At 70.9% G+C, this 20,219-nt stretch carries 15 protein-coding genes; 8 read left to right on the forward strand and 7 right to left on the reverse strand.

The window, feature by feature from the left end; genetic code table 11:
• The first annotated feature begins 22 nt into the window (after positions 1-22).
• Genes ACLQ2R_RS10255 through ACLQ2R_RS10265 form a run of 3 tightly spaced genes read left to right on the forward strand, consistent with a single transcriptional unit; the run spans position 23 to position 1,764 of the window.
• The gene (locus tag ACLQ2R_RS10255) at positions 23-463 is read left to right on the forward strand and encodes a pyridoxamine 5'-phosphate oxidase family protein (RefSeq protein ID WP_425959139.1); all 441 of its coding nucleotides are present in this window, start codon (positions 23-25) and stop codon (positions 461-463) included.
• A gap of 10 nt (positions 464-473) precedes the next feature.
• Positions 474-668, forward strand: coding sequence for a ferredoxin (locus ACLQ2R_RS10260; RefSeq protein WP_386234169.1), 195 nt, complete (start codon positions 474-476; stop codon positions 666-668).
• Between the two features lie 10 nt (positions 669-678).
• Entirely contained in the window at positions 679-1,764 is a 1,086-nt protein-coding gene (locus ACLQ2R_RS10265; protein WP_425959140.1) for a zinc-binding dehydrogenase, read from the forward strand.
• A 330-nt stretch (positions 1,765-2,094) separates the two neighbouring features.
• Here the strand turns inward: ACLQ2R_RS10265 and ACLQ2R_RS10270 are convergent, their stop codons facing one another.
• The 6 genes from ACLQ2R_RS10270 to ACLQ2R_RS10295 form a co-directional block, all read right to left on the reverse strand.
• A complete protein-coding gene (locus ACLQ2R_RS10270; RefSeq protein WP_425959141.1) occupies positions 2,095-3,102 on the reverse strand; it encodes a sugar phosphate isomerase/epimerase family protein in 1,008 nt (335 codons plus the stop codon).
• Complete coding sequence (locus ACLQ2R_RS10275; protein ID WP_425959142.1) at positions 3,099-4,313, reverse strand: Gfo/Idh/MocA family protein; 1,215 nt, start codon at positions 4,311-4,313, stop codon at positions 3,099-3,101. The genes ACLQ2R_RS10270 and ACLQ2R_RS10275 overlap by 4 nt, the downstream gene beginning before the upstream one ends.
• The gene (locus tag ACLQ2R_RS10280; protein WP_425959143.1) at positions 4,313-5,380 is read right to left on the reverse strand and encodes a substrate-binding domain-containing protein; all 1,068 of its coding nucleotides are present in this window, start codon (positions 5,378-5,380) and stop codon (positions 4,313-4,315) included. The genes ACLQ2R_RS10275 and ACLQ2R_RS10280 overlap by 1 nt, the downstream gene beginning before the upstream one ends.
• Before the next feature lie 158 nt (positions 5,381-5,538).
• Entirely contained in the window at positions 5,539-6,567 is a 1,029-nt protein-coding gene (locus ACLQ2R_RS10285) for an ABC transporter permease (protein WP_425959144.1), read from the reverse strand.
• Positions 6,564-8,078, reverse strand: a complete 1,515-nt coding sequence (locus ACLQ2R_RS10290) for a sugar ABC transporter ATP-binding protein (protein ID WP_425959145.1) — start codon at positions 8,076-8,078, stop codon at positions 6,564-6,566. Before ACLQ2R_RS10290 ends, ACLQ2R_RS10285 begins: the two co-directional genes overlap by 4 nt.
• A 410-nt stretch (positions 8,079-8,488) precedes the next feature.
• The gene (locus ACLQ2R_RS10295; protein ID WP_425959146.1) at positions 8,489-9,385 is read right to left on the reverse strand and encodes an SDR family oxidoreductase; all 897 of its coding nucleotides are present in this window, start codon (positions 9,383-9,385) and stop codon (positions 8,489-8,491) included.
• Positions 9,386-9,803: 418 nt separating this feature from the next.
• Here ACLQ2R_RS10295 and ACLQ2R_RS10300 point away from each other — a divergent pair, with 418 nt between their 5' ends.
• Entirely contained in the window at positions 9,804-10,859 is a 1,056-nt protein-coding gene (locus ACLQ2R_RS10300; protein WP_425959147.1) for a dihydrodipicolinate reductase, read from the forward strand.
• A 51-nt stretch (positions 10,860-10,910) separates the two neighbouring features.
• Here the strand turns inward: ACLQ2R_RS10300 and ACLQ2R_RS10305 are convergent, their stop codons facing one another.
• Entirely contained in the window at positions 10,911-11,417 is a 507-nt protein-coding gene (locus ACLQ2R_RS10305; protein WP_425959148.1) for a flavin reductase family protein, read from the reverse strand.
• A gap of 190 nt (positions 11,418-11,607) precedes the next feature.
• Here ACLQ2R_RS10305 and ACLQ2R_RS10310 point away from each other — a divergent pair, with 190 nt between their 5' ends.
• The 4 genes from ACLQ2R_RS10310 (at position 11,608) to ACLQ2R_RS10325 (ending at position 20,204) form a co-directional block, all read left to right on the forward strand.
• The gene (locus ACLQ2R_RS10310) at positions 11,608-12,501 is read left to right on the forward strand and encodes a glutathione S-transferase family protein (RefSeq protein ID WP_425959149.1); all 894 of its coding nucleotides are present in this window, start codon (positions 11,608-11,610) and stop codon (positions 12,499-12,501) included.
• A gap of 345 nt (positions 12,502-12,846) precedes the next feature.
• Positions 12,847-15,429 (forward strand): glycoside hydrolase family 9 protein, encoded by a 2,583-nt coding sequence (locus ACLQ2R_RS10315; RefSeq protein WP_425959150.1) that lies wholly within the window; start codon positions 12,847-12,849, stop codon positions 15,427-15,429.
• Between the two features lie 144 nt (positions 15,430-15,573).
• Positions 15,574-16,221: a B3/B4 domain-containing protein gene (locus tag ACLQ2R_RS10320; RefSeq protein WP_425959151.1), complete on the forward strand. Its 648-nt coding sequence runs from the start codon at positions 15,574-15,576 to the stop codon at positions 16,219-16,221.
• Positions 16,222-16,415: 194 nt separating this feature from the next.
• Complete coding sequence (locus ACLQ2R_RS10325; RefSeq protein WP_425959152.1) at positions 16,416-20,204, forward strand: multifunctional oxoglutarate decarboxylase/oxoglutarate dehydrogenase thiamine pyrophosphate-binding subunit/dihydrolipoyllysine-residue succinyltransferase subunit; 3,789 nt, start codon at positions 16,416-16,418, stop codon at positions 20,202-20,204.
• The last annotated feature ends 15 nt before the right edge of the window (positions 20,205-20,219 follow it).

Consider the following 20,219-nt stretch of genomic DNA (forward strand, 5'->3'; position numbering starts at 1 on the left):
GAACCACCGCGCCCGTATCACGATGTCCGACGACGAGGTGACCTCCTTCGTCGCCGAGTCACGAAAACTGCAGCTCGGAACCATCAACCCGGACGGCACACCGCACCTGGTGACCATGTTCTACGGGCTGACCGAAGGCAGGATCTCGTTCTGGACCTACGGCAAGGCCCAGAAGACACGCAACATCGAGCGCGACGCACGGGTGAGCTGCCTGATCGAGGCCGGAGAGGAATACTCCGACCTGCGGGGCGTCCTGGTCTACGGGACGGCGCGCAGGATCGACGACACCGAGGGGGTCCTCGGCGTCGGCATGACCGTGGCCAGGAAGATGGCCGGCATGCCCGACGCGGAGGAGCTGCTCACCGAATACGTGGCCTACACCGGCCGCAAGAGGGTCGCCTTCGTGGTGGAGCCCACTCGAGTGATCTCATGGGATCACCGTAAGCTCGCCGTCGCCGACTGAGGAGGCCCATATGAAGATCAAAGTTGACTATCTGGTGTGCGAGGCCAACGGCGTCTGCACGGGACTCGCCCCGGAGGTCTTCGAACTCGACGACGACGACCAGCTGCACCTGCTGCTGCCTGAGCCGCCGCCGGAGATGATGGACCGCGTCCGGCACGCGGTGCGGTCCTGTCCCAAAGCCGCCCTCTCCCTCGAGGAGAACTAGGAGGACCCCCATGCGTGGTGCGCTTCTGCATGCCGTCGGCGACGACAAGCTCGACATCCGCGACGACTTCACCCTCGCTCCGATGGGCCCGACGGACGTCCGCGTCAAGGTCAGGGCCACCGGGGTCTGTCACTCCGACCTCTCGGTGATCAGCGGCGTGCTGCCGATGCCGCTGCCGATCATCCCCGGGCACGAGGGGGCGGGCGAGGTCCTCGAGGTCGGCGACCACGTCACCTCGGTACAGCCCGGCGATCACGTCATCATCAACTGGACCCCGGCGTGCGGCACCTGCGCGAACTGCCTGGTGAACCAGCCGTTCCTGTGCATGACGTACGTCATGGACAGCTTCGTCAACGCCCGCTTCCGCTACGGCGGCGACACCCCGGCGTTCGGCATGGCCGGGTGCGGCACCTGGTCGGAGGAGATCATCGTGCCCTGGCAGGGTGCGATCAGGGTCGACCCCGAGGTGCCCTTCGAGGCGGCGGCCCTGATCGGCTGCGGCATCACCACCGGCGTCGGCGCGGCGCTCAACACGGCCAAGGTACGGCCCGGCTCGACCGTCGTCGTGATCGGCGCCGGAGGCATCGGCCTGTCGGTGATCCAGGGGGCCCGCATCTCCGGTGCCACCACGATCCTGGCGATCGACCCGGTGGAGTCCAAGCACGCCCTCGCGAAGAAGGTCGGCGCCACCCACGCCGTCACCCCCGACCAGCTGGCCGACGCGATCGCCACGCTCACCGGCGGCGCCGGGTTCGACTACGCCTTCGAGGCGGTCGGCAAGTCGGCCACCATCCTGACGGCCTGGCAGGCGGCCCGCCGGGGCGGCGAGGTGATCGTGGTGGGCGCGGGCGCGATGGACGACGTCGTCCCGCTGAACGCCTTCAGCCTGCTGTTCGACGGCAAGAACATCCGCAGCTCGCTGTACGGCGGCTCGGACGTCCGGCGCGACTTCCCCTTCCTCGCCGGGCTCTACAAGGCGGGCCAGCTCGACCTGGAGAGCATGATCAGCGCCCGGATCAAGCTGGCCGACCTCAACGACGCCGTGGCGGCCCTGCGGGGCGGCGAGGTGCTGCGCCAGGTCGTCGTCCTCGACTGAGGCCAGGAACCCTCCACCGGCGTTCTCGGCCGGGAACGACGACGGCCCGGGGTGGTCTCCTCCCTGCGGAGGCGGACCACCCCGGGCCGCTCCTTCACCGTGCCCGCACCGTCCCGGGACCGGCGTGCGGCCACGCCCCGGGCCGTCCTGTCACCGTGCCTTCGGCGTGCCTTCAGCGCGCCTTCGGCGTGCCTTCAGCGCGCCTTCGGCGTGCCTTCAGCGCGCCTTCAGCGTGCCTTCAGCGTGCCTTCAGCGCGCCTTCAGCGCGCCTTCAGCGTGCCTTCGGCGTGCCCGAGGCCGGCGTACGGCCGCGCCCCGGGCACGCGCCGGTCACTCGGTGGAGAAGGCCGCGTCGAAGGACGTCGAGGGCGGGGTGATCGCGTTCAGGCGGCGGATGACGGCCAGGGCGTCGGGCGCGCCGTCCAGCCGGTCCATCCCGGCGTCCTCCCACTCGATGGAGATCGGCCCGGTGTAGCCGATCGCGTTCAGCGCGCGGAAGCAGTCCTCCCAGGGCACGTCCCCGCGGCCGGTCGAGACGAAGTCCCAGCCCCGGCGCAGGTCCGCCCACGCCAGGTGGGAGGAGAGCCGGCCGCGCCGGCCGTCCCCGGTGCGGACCTTGGCGTCCTTGCAGTCGACGTGGTAGATCCGGTCGGCGAAGTCCAGGATGAACCCGACCGGGTCGATCTCCTGCCACACCATGTGCGAGGGGTCCCAGTTCAGCCCGAACGCGGGCCGGTGGCCGATGGCCTCCAGGGTGCGCACCGTGGTGTGGTAGTCGTAGGCGATCTCACTGGGGTGCACCTCGTGGGCGAAGCGCACCCCGACCTCGTCGAAGACGTCCAGGATCGGGTTCCACCGGTCGGCGAAGTCGGCGTACCCGGCCTCGATCATCGACGGGGGCACCGGCGGGAACATCGCCACGGTGTGCCAGATGGACGAGCCGGTGAAGCCGACCACGGTGTCGACACCCAGCTTCGCCGCTGCGCGGGCGGTGTCCTTCATCTCCTCGGCGGCACGCTGCCGTACGCCTTCGGGCTCGCCGTCGCCCCAGATGCGGGCGGGCAGGATGCCCCTGTGCCGCTCGTCGATGGGGCTGTCGCAGACGGCCTGGCCGAGCAGGTGGTTGGAGATCGTCCAGACCTTGAGGTTGTGCTTGGCCAGGACCTCCAGTTTGCGCTCGACGTAGCCGTCCTCGGAGACCGCCTTGTCGACCTCGAAGTGGTCGCCCCAGCAGGCGATCTCCAGGCCCTCGTAGCCCCACCCGGAGGCCAGCCGGCAGACCTCCTCGAACGGCAGGTCGGCCCACTGGCCGGTGAACAACGTGATCGGCCTGCTCATGTCTCCTCCACGGGTGTGAGTCGGGACTGCTCGGCGGCGCTGCGTTCGACCGCGGCCAGCACACGCTGGACGCGCAGCCCGTCGTCGAAGGACGGGGCGGGGGCGTCTCCGGCGCCGATCGCCTCGACGAAGTCCTTCACCTCGTGGGTGAAGGTGTGCTCGTACCCCAGGCCGTGCCCCGGGGGCCACCAGGCCCCCGCGTAGGGGTGGCCGGCCTCGGTGACCAGGACGCGGCGGAACCCCGCCTCCTCCGCGGGCAGGGCGTGGTCGTGGAACCACAGCTCGTTCATGGCCTCGAAGTCGAAGGCCAGGCTTCCGGCCGAGCCGTTGATCTCGATGCGCAGCGCGTTCTTGCGGCCGGTGGCGAACCGGGTGGCCTCGAACGAGGCCAGGCCGCCGCCGCTGAGGCGGCCGATGAACAGGGCCGCGTCGTCCACGTCCACCGTACCGGTCTCCCTCACCGGCCCGCCGTCACCGGCCCCTCCCGCCTCGGCCGACAGTCCGGCCGAGGCCTCGGCCAGGGGACGTTCCCTCACGAACGTCTCGGTGAGCGCCGAGACGTGGGTGAGGTGCTGGCCCGTGATGAACTGGGCGGTGTCGATGATGTGCGCGCCGATGTCGCCCAGCGCGCCGGAGCCGGCCAGTTCCTTGCGCAGCCGCCACACCAGGGGGAAGTCCGGATCGACGATCCAGTCCTGCAGGTACTGGGCCCGCACGTGGCGGATGTCCCCCAGCCGGCCCTCGGCGACCCAGCGGGCGGCCAGCGCGATCGCCGGTACCCGCCGGTAGTTGAAGGCCACCATCGCGTGCACCCCGCGCGCCGCCGCCTCGCGCGCCGCCTCGGCCATGGCCTCGGCCTCGGCGACCGTGTTGGCCAGGGGCTTCTCGCAGAGCACGTGCTTGCCGGCCCGCAGGGCGGCGATCGCGATCTCGGCGTGGGAGTCCCCGGGCGTGCAGATGTCGACCACGTCGACGTCGTCGCGGGCGATCAGCGCGCGCCAGTCGGTCTCCACCGCCGCCCAGCCCATCTGACCGGCCGCCTGGGTCGCGCCCTCGGCCGAGCGGCCGCAGAGCGCGGCCATGACCGGCCGGACCGGCAGGTCGAAGAAGGCCGAGACGCTGCGCCAGGCCTGGGAGTGCACCCGGCCCATGAACGCGTACCCGACCATGCCGATCCCCAGCGTCGGCCTCGCCTCGTCCGGACCGCCCATCAGGACTCGAATCCCAGCGGCAGGTAGGTGTCCACGTTCTCCTTGGTGATCGTCTCCGAGGCCAGGGTGATCGACTGGGGCACCTGGTTCTCCACCAGGTCGCTCATTCCCTTGCCCTGCGCGATCAGGCGGGCCAGCTTGATCGCCGAGGACGCCATGGTCGGGCTGTAGGTGACCGTGGCCTTCAGCACACCGCTGTCGGCCTTGATGTCGCGCATCGCGTTGGCCGAACCGGCGCCGCCGACCATGAAGAACTCCTCGCGCCCGGCCTCCTTGATCGCGGCGAGCACCCCGATGCCCTGGTCGTCGTCGTGGTTCCAGATCGCGTCGATCTTCTTGTGCGCCTGCAGCAGGTTGGCGGCGACCTTGTTGCCCGACTCCACGGTGAACTGCGCGTCCTGCTTGGCGGTCACGCTGAAGCCGTAGGTCTTGAGCGCGTCCTCGAAGCCCTTGCTGCGGTCCTGGGTCAGCGGGAGCGTGGCGATGCCCTGGATCTCCAGGATCACCGGGTTGGAGACGCCCTTGGTCTTGAGCGTCTCGCCGATGTAGTGACCGGCCGCGACGCCCATGCCGTAGTTGTCGCCGCCGATCCAGGTGCGGTACGACAGCTTGTCGGGGAAGACGCGGTCCAGGTTGATCACGGGGATGCCCGCGTCGGAGGCCTGGCGGGCGACCTGGTTGAGCTGCTGGCCGTCGTTGGGCAGGATCACCAGCGCGGCGACCTTGGCCGCGATCAGCGACTCCACCGCGGAGATCTGCGCGTTGATGTCGTTGGTGGGCTCGACCGGCTTGAACTCCACGTCGGAGAACTCCTTGGCGGCGGCCTCGGCGTTCTTGGCGATCGCGGCGATCCATCCGTGGTCGGCCGCGGGGGCCGAGAAGCCGATGACGACCTTCTCGCCGGGCGCCTCGTTGCCACCGGTCGCCGCCGGCGCCGGTGCGGGCGCCGAGGACGCGGCCGCGGCCGGCGCCGCGGGCTCGTTGCTCGTGCACGCGGTGACCAGCGCGCCAGCGCCGATGACCGCCCCGCCGAGCAGGAAACCCCTGCGCGCGACGTTCTCTGTCATGACCGTGCTCCTTTTTCGGGGTGAGACCCGGGGACGAACCCCGGGGGAGATCGTGAGATGTGGAGGTAAGGAGGTGTGAGGGGGGCGCGGCCCGGTCGTCACCGGCCCGCGGCCGGGGTCACGGCCGTGCCGCGGACCGGGTCGTGACCGGGCCGCGGCTAGGTGGCGGTCCGCAGGCTGCGCCGCTGGAGCAGCACGGCCACCACGATGATCAGGCCCTTGGCCACCAGCTGGTCGCTGGTGTTGAGGCCGTTGAGGATGAACAGGTTCGTGATCACGGTGAAGATCAGCAGGCCCAGGATCGACCCGACGATCGACCCCCGGCCGCCGGTGAGCAGCGTGCCGCCGATGATGACCGCGGCGATCGCGTCCAGCTCGTACAGGTCACCGTGGGTGGAGGAGCCGGTGGTGGTCCGCGCCATGATCAGCACGGCCGCGATGCCGCAGCACAGCCCCGACAGCGCGTACAGCGCCACCGTGTGCCGGCGCACGTCGATCCCGGCCAGCCGCGCGGCCTCGGGGTTGCCGCCGACGGCGTAGGTGCGGCGCCCGAACGTGGTGCGGTTGAGCAGCACCCAGCCCAATACCACGACGAGGGCGAAGATGTAGACCAGCAGCGGGATGCCCAGCACCCGGGTGGTCGACAGCTCGACGATCGCGTCGTTGCCCTGCGCCACGAGCTGGGTGCGGCGGTCCGACATGCGCTGGGCCAGTCCGCGGGCGGCGACGAGCATCGCCAGCGTCGCGATGAACGGCACCATCCGCCCGTAGGAGATCAGCAGGCCGTTGACCACGCCCGCGCCCGTGCCGACCAGCACCGCGCACAGGATCATCACGAACGGCCCGTACGCCTGCGTGGCCAGCGTGGTGGCCCAGACCGACGCCAGCGCCATCAGCGCGCCCACCGACAGGTCGATGCCGCCGCCGATGATGACGAAGGTCATGCCGACCGTGATCACTCCGATGGTGGCGGCCAGCGACAGGATGCCCACCATGTTGGAGGCGGTGGCGAAGCTGTCGGGAACCGTCACCAGGCCCACGACCGCCAGCAGCACCAGCGCGACCACCAGGCCCAGGTGGGGGACCTCCCCCAGGCGGGTGAGCGGGCTGGGCGGGGCGGCGGGCGCGCGGCCCTGCCCCGTCGCCCGCGCCTTCTCGTCCACCGCAGGCGGCCGGGACTCGCTCATACCTGACTTCCTTCCATGATCATGTCGAGGACGGCGTGCTCGTCCAGCTCTCCGGCGGCGGCCTCGCGGACGATCCGGCCCTCCCGGATGACCAGCACCCGGTCGGCCAGGCCCAGTACCTCGGGTACCTCGCTGGAGACCAGCAGCACGCCGATGCCGTCGTCGGCCAGCCGCCGCACCAGCGCGTACAGTTCCGCCCGCGCTCCCACGTCCACCCCGCGCGTGGGCTCGTCCAGCAGCAGCAGCCTGCGGTTGTTCAGCAGCCAGCGCGCCAGCACCGCCTTCTGCTGGTTGCCGCCCGAGAGCGTCTTGACGGGCCGTTCGGGGTCGGAGGGCCGGATGTCCAGCGCCTCCACCATGGCCCGCGCGTCGGCCGCCTCGCGGCGCCGGTCCATCCAGCCCAGTTTCGAGTAGCGGCCCAGGCTCGCCAGGCTGATGTTGCGCGAGACGCTCTGGTCCAGCAGCAGCGCCTGGGCCTTGCGCTCCTCCGGTGCCAGTCCCATGCCCATGCGCACGGTCGTCCCGGTGCCGCCCCGGCCCGTCGAGCGGCCCTCCAGCGTCACCGTGCCGGAGAAGCGCCGGGCCCCGTAGACGGCCTCGATGATCTCCGACCGGCCCGAGCCGACCAGCCCGGCCAGTCCGACGATCTCTCCGGCCCGCACCGAGAACGACACGTCCTCGACGCGGCCGGGGACGCTCAGGTTCTCCACGCGCAGCACCTCGGCCCGCTCCTGCCCCACGCCGGCCTCGGGCCGGTCGGGGAAGAGGTACTCCACGGTACGGCCGGTCATCAGCGAGATGACCTGGGAGGTCGGGGTGTCCTTGGCGGGCAGGCCCACCGCGACCGTACGGCCGTCCTTGAGGACGGTGACCCGGTCGCCGATCTCGCGGATCTCCTCCAGCCGGTGGGAGATGTAGACCACCGCCACGCCCTGCGCGGTCAGCTCGCGGATGATCCGGAACAGGTTGCCCACCTCGTCGTGGGCCAGTGCCGCCGACGGCTCGTCCATGACGATGAGCCGGGTGTCGTGCGAGAGCGCCCGCGCCATGCTCACGACCTGCTTGGCGGCCGGGGAGAGCCGTCCCACCTCGGTGGACGGGCGGATCTCGCCGTGCCCGAGCCGGGCCAGCACCTCCCGTGTCGTCCGGGCCGCCGCCGACCGGCTCACGAACCCCAGCCGGGCCGGTTCGTGGCCGAGGAAGACGTTCTCGGCCACGCTCAGCCCGTCGACCAGGTCGAGTTCCTGGTAGATCGTGGAGATCCCCAGCTTGATCGCCGCGGTCGGGCTGGTCAGCCGCACCTCCTGGCCGCCGAAGGTGATCGTGCCCTCGTCGGGCTGGTGCGCCCCGGCCAGGGTCTTGATCAGCGTCGACTTGCCCGCGCCGTTCTGGCCGAGCAGGCAGTGCACCTCGCCGGGCAGCACCTCCAGGTCGACGCCGTCCAGGGCGCGCACACCGGGGAACTGCTTGACGATCCCTCGCATGACCAGCAGAGGGGTTGCATCGGACATGGGGCCTCGCTGGTTCCTCATGGGGCCGGAGAAGACGTGGTCGCCGCGGAGTCCGGCCCGTCACGGGCCGTCACCGTCGGCGCCCACGCCGACACCTCCCCCTCCGCCGTGGGATGTGCAGAAGCTAACTCCCTGTGTCCTAGTTTGTGAAGGGCTTTCATCTAACAGTTCGTAGACTTTTGCAGAAATCAGCAAAAGTTCCCCGCGCGGGAGCCGATCCCGGAGGACATGACCGGGTCCCGGAAACGCGATCCGGCCCCGCGGATGTGACCAGGTCCCGGGGACGCGAAAGGGCGCCCTCGACGGGAGGACGCCCTCGGGGCCGGATCTCCGGCCGGGCCGGACCCGGTCCGCGCACGGTCGGAGCGGGCCGGAGCGGAGCGGGCCGGAGCGGGTCAGGTCAGGTCAGGTCAGAGCATGGCCTTCATCGAGGCGGTCGCCTGCTGACCGAGAGTGGTCGGCGTCAGGTACGGCTGCTCGGCGAGGATCGCCTCCCAGTTGTCGCGGATGTCCTCCACCGTGTGGTCCTCCTTGGCCCAGCCGGGGCCCTCGGCGACGAACACCCGGGCGATCCGGCCGCCGCCGACGCTGAACACCTCGCCGCTGGTCTCGCAGGCCTCGTGCGCCAGGAAGGTCACCAGGGCGCTGACGCGCTCCGCGGTGAACTTCTCCTCGAACTCGGCCGGCAGGATCTCCTGGGTCATCCGGGTCCAGGCGATCGGCGCGATCGCGTTGGCCTTGATCCCGGCCCTGGCCCCCTCGATGCCGAGCGTCTTGGTGAGGCCGACGAGCCCCATCTTGGCGGTGGAGTAGTTGGCCTGGCCGAAGTTGCCGAACAGCCCGGCGGGCGAGGAGGTGTTGACGATCCGGCCGTACCCCTGCTCCTTGAGGTGGGGGAACGCCGCCCGGCTCACCAGGAACGAGCCGCGGACGTGGACGGCCAGGACCTGGTCGAACTCCTCGACGGTCATCTTCCCGAAGGACCTGTCCCGGAGGATGCCGGCGTTGTTGACGACGATGTCCAGCCGCCCGAAGGCGTCGATCGCGGCCTGGACGATCGCCGCGGCCCCCTCGGGGGTCGCCACGTTGTCGGTGCTGACGGCGGCCTCACCGCCGTTCTTCCTGATCAGCTCGACCACGTCGGCGGCCGGGCCGGTGGAGGCCCCGGTGCCGTCCAGCGCGCCGCCCAGGTCGTTGACGACCACCTTGGCGCCGCGCTCGGCGAGCGACAGCGCGTGCGCTCGGCCGAGACCGTGGCCGGCCCCGGTGACGACCGCGACCTTGCCGTCGAATCGCAGCTCTGACATCCGCACCCCTCCCACGAGAACATAATTCTAGTCGTCTGAACAATAGCCCGACCGGCCCCCGCGATGCCATCGGCGAATCCGTCCGGCGGCGGCGGGATCACCCGGCCGCCGCCGCACCACCGTCACCGGCGGCGATCTTCCCGGATGTCCCGGCCGGCCCATGGCCCCGCGTGACCTCGCGACACCCCGCCGCACCGCGTGGCGGGGTGCGGCGGGGTGCGGCGGGGTGCACGGGCACAGGGCGGGACACGCCGCCGGACGGATCCGTAACCGGAAACGAATGGGATCATTGCGCTTAGTGAGCAAGCGTGTTAATTTCTGCTAAAGTTTTTGCCCCCATAAGGGCGAGGGTCAACGACGACACCCCTCAACTCCTGCCAGTAGGGCCCCGCCCGCTCATTCGGGCTGGAGGCCCCACATGTCCTTATCGCCGCCCCTGCGCGTGGTCCAGTGGGCCACGGGCGCCGTCGGCAGATACTCCCTGCGCAGCCTGATCACCCGCCCCGAGTTCGAGCTGGCCGGGGTGCTGGTCTACGACCCGGACAAGGTGGGACAGGACGCGGGAACCCTCGTCGGGCTTCCCGAGGCCGGTGTCACCTGCACCGACGACGTGGAGGAGATCCTCGCGACCGACGCCGACTGCGTGCTGCACATGCCGCTGCCGGCGTTCTACTTCGGCGGGGATCATCCCAGCGACCTGGAGACCATCTGCGCGCTGCTCGCCGCCGGCAAGAACGTCATCACCACCACCGGTTTCGTCTACCCCAAGTGCTACGGCCCGGCGGTGGTGGAACGCCTGGAGGCCGCCTGCCGGGCGGGCGGTGCCTCGCTGCACGGCACCGGGGTCAACCCCGGTTTCATGAGCGACGTGCTGCCGCTCACCCTGACCGGCCTGTCCAGCCGCATCGACCACATCTACGTGCGGGAGTCCTCCGACTTCCGGGGGCACCCCTCGCGGCAGATCGTGGTGGACCTGTACGGCTTCACCCGCTCCGCCAAGGACTACGCCGCCGCCGTGCGGCCCTTCCGCGCCTTCCAGCGCTCGCTGTTCGCCGAGAGCGTCCAGTTCGTGGCCGACAACCTCGGCGTGGAGCTCGACGAGGTCGAGGAGAGCGACGAGTTCGAGCTCGCCACCGAGGAGTTCGAGATCGACGCGGGCCTGGTCAGGGAGGGCACGGTGTGCGCCTCCCGCTGGATGTTCAGCGGGCTGGTCCGCGGCCGTCCGTTCATGACCGTGGAGTGCGTCTACAAGGCCGACGCCACCCGGGTGCGACGCTGGTCCGAGCCCGGTTTCACCATCCACATCGAGGGTGTTCCCCAGTTGATGCTGAGCGTCGACGAGATCTCCCACGGCCTGGCCGGAGCCGCCGCCCACGCGGTGAACTCCGTGGCCGCCCTCTGCGCCGCCCCGCCGGGCATCCGCACCGCGCTGGACCTCATGGCCACCGGCCGGGGCACCGTACGCCTCGCCTGAGGACGCTCCCGTCCCCCTCCGGGATCGTCCTCGGGCAGGTTCGCACGCGGGTCAGGGGTGCGGGATGAAGCGCCCGAAGCGACCCTGGTGGTAGAGGAGCGGGCGCCCGCCGGGTTCGAGCCCCGTCTCGGTGACCAGGCCGACGACCAGCACGTGGTCGCCGATGTCCACGGTGGAGTGGGGGGAGCAGATCAGGTGGGCCGAGACGCCGCCGAGCAGCGGGACGCCGTACGAGCCCACGGTCCAGGAGGTGGGATCGGCGAAACGGTCCACCCCCTTCCTGGCGAAGCGCGAGGCCACCGGCGCCTGGTCACTGGCCAGCACGTTCACCGCGAAGTGATCGGCCTGCCGGAGCCGGGGCCAGGTCGTGGACGAGTGGTCCACGTAGAAGGAGACCAGCGGGGGCGCGAGGCTGACCGACGAGAACGAGGTGGCGGTCAGGCCGACCGGCACGCCCTCGACCTGGGCGGTCACCACCACGACCCCGGCGGCGTGGAGGGCCAGCGTCTGCCGGAACCGCTCGGCGTCGACCGCCTGGACGGGCAGGGTTTCGGTCATGACGCCTCACTCGGGGACTCGCCGGTCATCACCAGGATGCTCCACTTGGTCACTTTTCCCCCTCTGAGGAACAAAGGACACCTCTCAGAACCCATTAATGCAGCCTTCTCTTCCCGCCGTCACCCATGACGCTCCTTTTCGCAGGTGCGCCCCCTCGCGGGCAGGGCGCCCGCCGCCGTACCGTCGGAGCATGAAGCTGGAGAAGGAGACCTCCCAGAGCGGCCGCTTCGTCAGGCAGCCGAACCGGTTCACGGCGCGGATCGAGGAGGGCGGGGAGTACCCGCCGGAGCCCGGCCGCTACCAGATCTACGCCTCCTACGCCTGCCCGTGGGCGCACCGCTCGCTGATCGTCCGCGAACTGCTGGGCCTGCGGGAGGTGGTCGGGGTCACGATCGTCGACCCGATCAGGGACGAGAAGGGCTGGCGGATGCCCGGCGGGGACCCGGTGACCGGGGTGGAGTACCTCTCGGAGCTCTACCTGTCCACCGACCCGGGCTACGAGGGCAGGTACACGGTGCCGTGCGTCTGGGACACCGTCACCGGACGGCTGGTCACCAACGACTACCCGCGGCTCACCCTGACCCTGGAGACCGCCTTCGCGCCCTGGCACGCCGAGGGCGCCCCCGACCTGTACCCGGAGGCGCTGCGCGGGGAGATCGACGCGCTGAACGAGGTGATCTTCCAGGGGCTCAACAACGGCGTCTACCGTGCCGGGTTCGCCCGCTCGCAGGCGGCCTACGACGAGGCGGTCACCGAGGTGTTCGCCACGCTCGACCTGCTGGAGGAGCGGCTGTCCACCCGGCGCCTGCTGCACGGGGACGCGCTCACCGAGAGCGACGTGCGGCTCTACCCCACGCTCGCCAGGTTCGACGCCGTCTACAACACGCACTTCAAGTGCGCGGTGCGGCGGCTCACCGACTACCCGGCCCTGTGGGCCTACGCCCGGGGGCTGTACGCCCTGCCCGCCTTCGGCGGCACGACCGACTTCGACCAGATCAAGCGGCACTACTTCGTGACGCAGACGGACATCAACCCGAGCGGGATCGTCCCGCGCGGCCCGGAGGTCGACTGGACCGCTCCCTGAGGACGGCCGCCCGCCCCCGTGGCCCTACGGGGCGCGCACCTCTCCCTGGTATGGGCGCGCGTCCCGCGACCTCACGAGCACGGCTCCCCTGCCCCCGATCTCACGGGCACGCCCCCCGGCCGTGAAAGTTTCATGGGATATATCGGGCATTCGCCCGGTCAGCGGGCGTCCCGGCGGAGGCGTCCGTTGACGGTGGGTGAAACGCGCTGGAAACATCGGCACGTCTCGGTAGTGGGAGCGCTCCCACTTCGGCTCTGGGCCTCGGCCCGGGGTCGCGGCCCCCATCCGGCGCTCCCACGACCGGGCTCCCAAGCCGGGAGAAACCCGCCGTCCGAAGGACCGCCCGTGACCCGAACGTCCCAGTCCCGCTCCACCGCGCCCCGACGGCGCGTCACCAGGCCCTCGCTCTGGCTCGCCCTCGCCACGGCCGCCACCATGGTGACCCTGACCCCCCTGCCCGCCGCCGCCGCCGACGGTCCCGAACAGATCGTCAACGGCACCTTCGAGAGCGGCACCGCCCCCTGGTGGGGCACCTCCAACACCACCCTGGAGATCGAGGACGGACGGCTCTGCGCCGACGTCCCGGGCGGCACCGCCAATCCGTGGGACGTCATCATCGGCCAGGACGGCATCCCCCTGGTCAAGGACGAGACGTACGCGTTCTCCTTCTCCGGCGCCGCGCCGCAGGGCGGGCCCAGGACGGTCAAGGCGCTGGTCCAGCTCCCGGTCGACCCCTACACCCAGTACCTGTCGGCCACCCCGGAGCTGAACGCGACCGCCGCCGATCACCGCTTCACCTTCACCTCGCCCGTGGACCTGCCAGGCGCGCAGGTGGCGTTCCAGCTCGGGGGCAGCGCCACCCCGTGGAGGTTCTGCGTGGACGACGTCTCCCTCAAGGGAGGGGCCGAACCCGAGGTCTACGAGCCCGACACCGGTCCCCGCGTCCGGGTGAACATGGTCGGCTACCTTCCCACCGGCCCCAAGGGAGCCACCCTGGTCACCGAGAAGACCGAGGCGGTGGGCTGGACGCTGAAGCGTGACGGCGAGGTCGTGGCCGAGGGCGACACCGCCCCGCGCGGCGTCGACGCCAGCTCCGGCCAGAACGTGCACTCGATCGACTTCGGCCGGGTCACCACGCCCGGCACCGGGTACACGCTCTCGGCCGACGGCGAGACCAGCCGCCCGTTCGACATCGGCGCGGACGTCTACGACGAGCTCGGCACCGACGCGCTGAAGTTCTACTACACCCAGCGCAGCGGCATCGAGATCCTCGACACGCTGCGTCCCGGCTACGGCAGGCCCGCCGGGCACGTCGGCGTCGCCCCCAACCGCGGTGACATCGAGGTGCCCTGCAAGCCGGGCGTCTGCGACTACACGCTGAACGTCAAGGGCGGCTGGTACGACGCGGGCGACCACGGCAAGTACGTCGTCAACGGCGGCATCTCCGTCCACCAGCTCATGGCCACCTTCGAGCGGTCCAAGGCCGACGGCCTGCACGGCGACGGCGACCTGAACATCCCCGAGAGCGGCAACGGGGTGCCCGACATCCTCGACGAGGCCCGCTGGGAGCAGGAGTTCCTGCTGAGCATGCAGGTCCCCGACGGCCGCACGCACGCCGGGATGGCCCACCACAAGATCCACGACGCCAACTGGACCGGCCTGCCGCTCATGCCCCACCTGGACCCGCAGCAGCGCGAGCTGCACGCGGTCTCCACCGCGGCGACCCTCAACCTGGCCGCCACCGCCGCCCAGGCCGCCCGGGTCTTCGCCCCGTACGACGCCGCGTTCGCCGCGCGCAACCTCGCCGCGGCCAGGAAGGCGTGGGCCGCGGCCAAGGCCGACCCGGCCCGCTACGCCGACCCCGCCGACGGTACGGGCGGCGGCACCTACGACGACGGCGACGTGACCGACGAGTTCTACTGGGCCGCGGCCGAGCTCTACCTCTCCACCGGGGAGAAGGAGTTCTCCGACCACGTGCTCGCCTCGCCGCACCACACCGCCGACATCTGGCGCGAGCGCGGCTTCGACTGGGGCCACACCGCCCAGCTCGGCCGCCTGCAGCTCGCCACCGTGCCCAACGCGCTGCCCGACCGCGCCCGGGTGCGCCGTTCGGTGCTGGAGGGCGCCGACACCTACCTCGCCGTCCAGAAGGCCCACCCCTACGGCGTCCCGTACGGCCCCGGGGACTACGACTGGGGCTCCAGCCACCTGGTGCTGAACAACATGGTGGTGATGGCCGTCGCCCACGACATCAGCGGCGAGGCCAAGTACCACGAGGGCGTGCTGGAGGGCCTGGACTACATCTTCGGCCGCAACGCCCTCAACCAGTCGTACGTGACCGGCTACGGCGAGGTCGCCTCCAAGAACCAGCACAGCCGCTGGTACGCCCACCAGATCGATCCGTCGCTGCCGAACCCGCCGCGCGGCACCCTGGCCGGCGGCCCCAACTCCGCCATCCAGGACCCGGTCGCCCAGGCCAAGCTCAAGGGCTGCAAGCCCCAGTTCTGCTACATCGACGACATCGAGTCCTGGGCCACCAACGAGCTGACGATCAACTGGAACGCCCCGCTCGCCTGGATCGGCTCCTACCTGACCACCCCGGCCCGCCCGGGAACGTGCAAGGTCGTCTACACCGGTCACGGCCAGTGGCCCGAGGGCTTCAACACCCAGGTCACCGTCACCAACACCGGCACCGAGGCCATCGACGGCTGGAGCCTGAGCTGGTCCTTCCTGGGCGGCCAGACCGTGCGCAGGCACTGGAGCGCCGACCTCAGCCAGGAGGGCGCCACCGTGACCGCCCGCAACCTCGCCTGGAACAAGGTGATCAAGCCGGGCGGGTCGGTCACGTTCGGCTTCATCGGCGCCGAGGCCCCCGGCCCCAACCCCAAGCCCGAGCGTCTCCTGCTCAACGGCACCCTGTGCACGTGACCCCCGGCCGGCCCCGGGTGATCCTGCCCGGTAAGGCCACGTAGAACCCGTTCCGGCCCGGTGGGTCCACGCGCGGGGCCCCCCCCGGCCGGGGGTGGGTGCCCCGGGGCGGGCAAAACGGGGGCCCGGATCGAGGACATCCGGGTGGACCCCGCCGTCAGCGCGCTCAGGCCGGACTTCGCGGTGCTGTTGATCGGCGCGGGGGGCCTGCGCAACGGCCCGAGCGACGACGCCTCCCGCGCCTGGCTGGCCGAGGCGGCCGAGAAGGCCACCGAGAGCGGCGATCCGCGTATCGAGGCGTGGCGGGAGGCCTACCGGGCCTTCGGCGCCAAGCCCCAGCGGACCAGGCCCTCGGTGGACGCCCTGGTCAGGCGGACACCCCTGCCGGAGATCAACAAGGCGGTCGACGCCTACAACGCGATCAGCGTCCGTCACGGCCTGCCGATCGGCGGGGAGGACCTGGCCCGCTACGAGGGCACGGCCCGCCTGGTGCGGGCGAGCGGCGACGAGCCGTTCGAGGTGATCGAGAAGGGCGAGCCCGGGATCGACCACCCGGAGCCCGGCGAGGTCGTCTGGCGCGACGACAGGGGCGTCACCTGCCGGCGGTGGAACTGGCGCCAGTGCGTCCGCACCCGGATCACCGAGGAGACCGTGGACGCGCTGTTCATCCTGGAGCGGCTGGCGCCGATGTCCCTGGAGGAGCTGCGGGCCGCGGGGGACGAGCTGGCCGGGCTGCTCGAAGATGTTACCCCGGGGATACGGGTCACCTCCCGCCTCCTCGGACCCGCCTGATCCGGCCCGCCAGGCCGTCCCCGGCCAGGTGACGAGCCCGCGGGCGGCCCCGGGCACGGTGAACGTTCCAAACGGCGCCGCGCGGATCGGGAAGGAAGCCTGGACCGGACTGGCGCAGGTCCGGGCCGAGGCGAGTAACCTTGGACAGGTTCTCCATCATCAACGCCGATCTGCGGAAGAGGGCGATTTCCGCCGTGTCGTCAGAGTCGTCGCGGACAAATCCGTTGGCAGCCTTCGGTCAGAACGAGTGGCTGGTCGACGAGCTGTACCAGAAGTACCTCCAGGATCCCGAGTCCGTCGATCGTGCCTGGTGGAACTTCTTCGCTGACTACAGCCCTGATTCGGGGGCCGGCAAAGCCGCGCCCCAGGGGGCGGCGACCGCCGCGTCCACTCCTCCGACACCCGCGGCCCCGGCCGGCACCCCGGCCCAGGCCCCGGCCGCCGCCGATCCGGCCGCGGAGGCCGCCGCCACGACCCCCGACGGGTCGTCCGGCGAGGCTCCCGCCACGGCTCCGGCTCCCACCGCCACCCCGGCCCCGGCTCCCAAGGCCGTCCCGGTGAAGACCCAGGCGCCGGCGGCCAAGGCCGCCCCGGCGGCCCGATCCACGCAGGAGACGCAGTTGCCCGCCGGTGCCGAGGAAGTCCGACTACGTGGCGCGGCCGCCAGGACGGCCGCCAACATGGAGGCCAGCCTCGTCGTCCCCACGGCGACCAGCGTGCGCGCGGTCCCGGCCAAGCTGCTCATCGACAACCGGATCGTGATCAACAACCACCTGTCGCGCGGTCGCGGCGGCAAGGTGTCGTTCACGCACGTCATCGGCTTCGCGGTGGTCAAGGCCCTGGCGGCCCTGCCGGAGATGAACCACTCCTACACCGAGGCCGACGGCAAGCCGGTGCTGGTCAAGCCCGAGCACGTCAACCTGGGCCTGGCCATCGACGTCGCCAAGAGCGACGGCACCCGCCAGCTCCTGGTCCCCTCGATCAAGAACACCGAGGGGATGGACTTCCGCCAGTTCTGGGTCGCCTACGAGGAGGTCGTGCGCAAGGCCAGGGCGGGCAAGCTGGGCGTCGACGACTTCGCCGGCACCACGATCTCGCTGACCAACCCGGGCACCATCGGCACCGTGCACTCGGTGCCGCGCCTGATGCCGGGACAGGGCACGATCATCGGCGTCGGCGCGATGGAGTACCCGGCCGAGTACCAGGGCGCCTCCCCCGACACGCTCTCCCGCCTCGCGGTGAGCAAGGTCATGACGCTCACCAGCACCTACGACCACCGGATCATCCAGGGCGCCCAGTCGGGCGACTTCCTGCGGCAGATCCACCGGCTGCTGCTGGGCGAGGACGGCTTCTACGACGAGATCTTCGAGTCCCTGCGGATCCCGTACGAGCCGGTCCGCTGGGTGCAGGACATCTCGACCACCCACGACGACGACGTGGCGAAGTCGGCCCGCGTCATCGAGCTGATCCACGCCTTCCGGGTCCGCGGCCACCTGATGGCCGACACCGACCCGCTGGAGTACAAGCAGCGCAAGCACCCCGACCTCGACATCAAGTCGCACGGCCTGACGCTGTGGGACCTGGAGCGCGAGTTCGCCACCGGCGGCTTCGGCGGCCGGCCCCTGATGAAGCTGCGCGAGATCCTCGGCGTGCTGCGTGACTCCTACTGCCGCACCATCGGCGTGGAGTACATGCACATGCAGAACCCCGAGGAGCGGGCCTGGATCCAGGCGCGCATCGAGCGGCCGCACGCCAAGCCCGACCGCACCGAGCAGCTGCGCGTGCTGGAGCGGCTCAACACCGCCGAGGCGTTCGAGACGTTCCTGCAGACGAAGTTCGTCGGGCAGAAGCGCTTCTCGCTGGAGGGCGGCGAGTCGCTGATCCCGCTGCTGGACTCGGTGCTCAGCTCGGCGGCCGAGGAGCGGCTCGACGAGGCCGTGGTCGGCATGGCCCACCGCGGCCGCCTGAACGTGCTGGCCAACATCGTCGGCAAGTCGTACGGGCAGATCTTCGGCGAGTTCGAGGGCAACATCGACCCGCGCAGCGCCCACGGCTCCGGCGACGTGAAGTACCACCTGGGCGCCAGCGGCGACTTCGTCTCGCCCGACGGCTCCAAGCTCAAGACCTCGGTCGTGGCCAACCCCTCCCACCTGGAGACGGTCGACCCGGTCCTGGAGGGCGTGGTCCGCGCCAAGCAGGACCTGCTGGAGCGCGGCGAGGAGGGCTTCACCGTCCTGCCGGTGCTCGTCCACGGCGACGCGGCCTTCGCGGGCCAGGGCGTGGTGGCCGAGACGCTCAACCTGTCGCAGCTGCGCGGCTACCGCACCGGCGGCACCGTGCACATCGTGGTCAACAACCAGGTCGGCTTCACCACCAGCCCGGCCAGCTCGCGCTCCAGCGTCTACGCCACCGACGTGGCGCGGATGATCCAGGCGCCGATCTTCCACGTCAACGGCGACGACCCCGAGGCCGTGGTCCGGGTGGGCCGGCTGGCCTTCGAGTACCGCCAGGCGTTCCGCAAGGACGTCGTGATCGACCTGATCTGTTACCGGCGCCGCGGCCACAACGAGGCCGACAACCCCGGCTTCACCCAGCCGCTGATGTACGACCTCATCGATGCCAAGCGCTCCACCCGCAAGCTCTACACCGAGGCGCTGATCGGCCGGGGCGACATCACGGTCGAGGAGGCCGAGGGCGCGCTGCGCGACTACCAGGCCAAGCTGGAGAACGCCTTCGCCGAGACCCGCGCGGCCAAGGACGAGACCGGCGAGTTCTCCCGGCCGATCGACATGGAGACGGTCCCCTGGTCGCACGAGGACGTCACGACGGCCATCTCCGACGAGACCGTCAAGCGGATCGTGGAGACCCAGCTCAACATGCCCGAGGGCTTCACCGTCCACCCGCGTCTGCTGCCGGTGCTGCAGCGCCGCGGGCAGATGGTGGCCGAGGACCACATCGACTGGGGCATGGGCGAGACGCTGGCGTTCGGGTCGCTGCTGATCGACGGCCACCCGGTCCGTCTCGTCGGCCAGGACTCGCGGCGCGGCACGTTCACCCAGCGCCACGCCGTGCTGGTCGACCGGATCACCGGCGAGGAGCACACCCCGCTCAAGACGTTCAACCAGGGCACCACGAAGTTCTACGTCTACGACTCGCTGCTCAGCGAGTACGCCGCCCTCGGCTTCGAGTACGGCTACAGCGTGGAGCGGCCCGAGGCGCTGGTCGCCTGGGAGGCGCAGTTCGGCGACTTCGTCAACGGCGCCCAGTCGATCATCGACGAGTACCTCACCTCGGGTGAGCAGAAGTGGGGCCAGCGCTCCGGCGTCACCCTGCTGCTGCCGCACGGGTACGAGGGCCAGGGCCCCGACCACTCCTCGGCCCGCATCGAGCGCTTCCTGCAGATGTGCGCCCAGGACAACATGACGGTGGCGCAGCCCACGCTGCCCGCCAACTACTTCCACCTGCTGCGCTGGCAGACCCTGTCGAACCGGCACCGCCCGCTGGTGGTGTTCACGCCCAAGTCGCTGCTGCGGCACAAGGCTGCGGTCTCGGCGGTGAGCGACTTCACCTCGGGGTCGTTCCGGGCGGTGGTGGGCGACCACACGGCCGACGCGGGCGCCGTCCGCAAGGTCGTGCTGGTCTCCGGCAAGCTCTACTACGACCTGGCCGCGGCCCGGGACAAGCAGGGCCGCAATGACGTGGCGATCGTCCGGATCGAACGGCTCTACCCCTTCCCCGGTGACTCGCTGGAGGCGGAGCTGAGCCGCTACTCCGGCGACATCGAGCTGCTCTGGGCCCAGGACGAGCCGGTCAACATGGGGCCGTGGCCGTTCGTGGCGCTCAAGCTGGCCGAGAACCCGAGCGTCTTCGGCGGGCGTTCGATCAGGCGCGTCTCCCGCAAGGCGAACTCCTCCCCGGCGACCGGTTCGCACTCGGCCCACGAGGCCGAGCTGCAGCAGATGCTGAGCGAGATCTTCGGCTAGGAGGCGGCCCGCCGG

The sequence above is a fragment of the Streptosporangium sp. DT93 genome (assembly GCF_049844535.1).
GTDB lineage: Bacteria > Actinomycetota > Actinomycetes > Streptosporangiales > Streptosporangiaceae > Streptosporangium.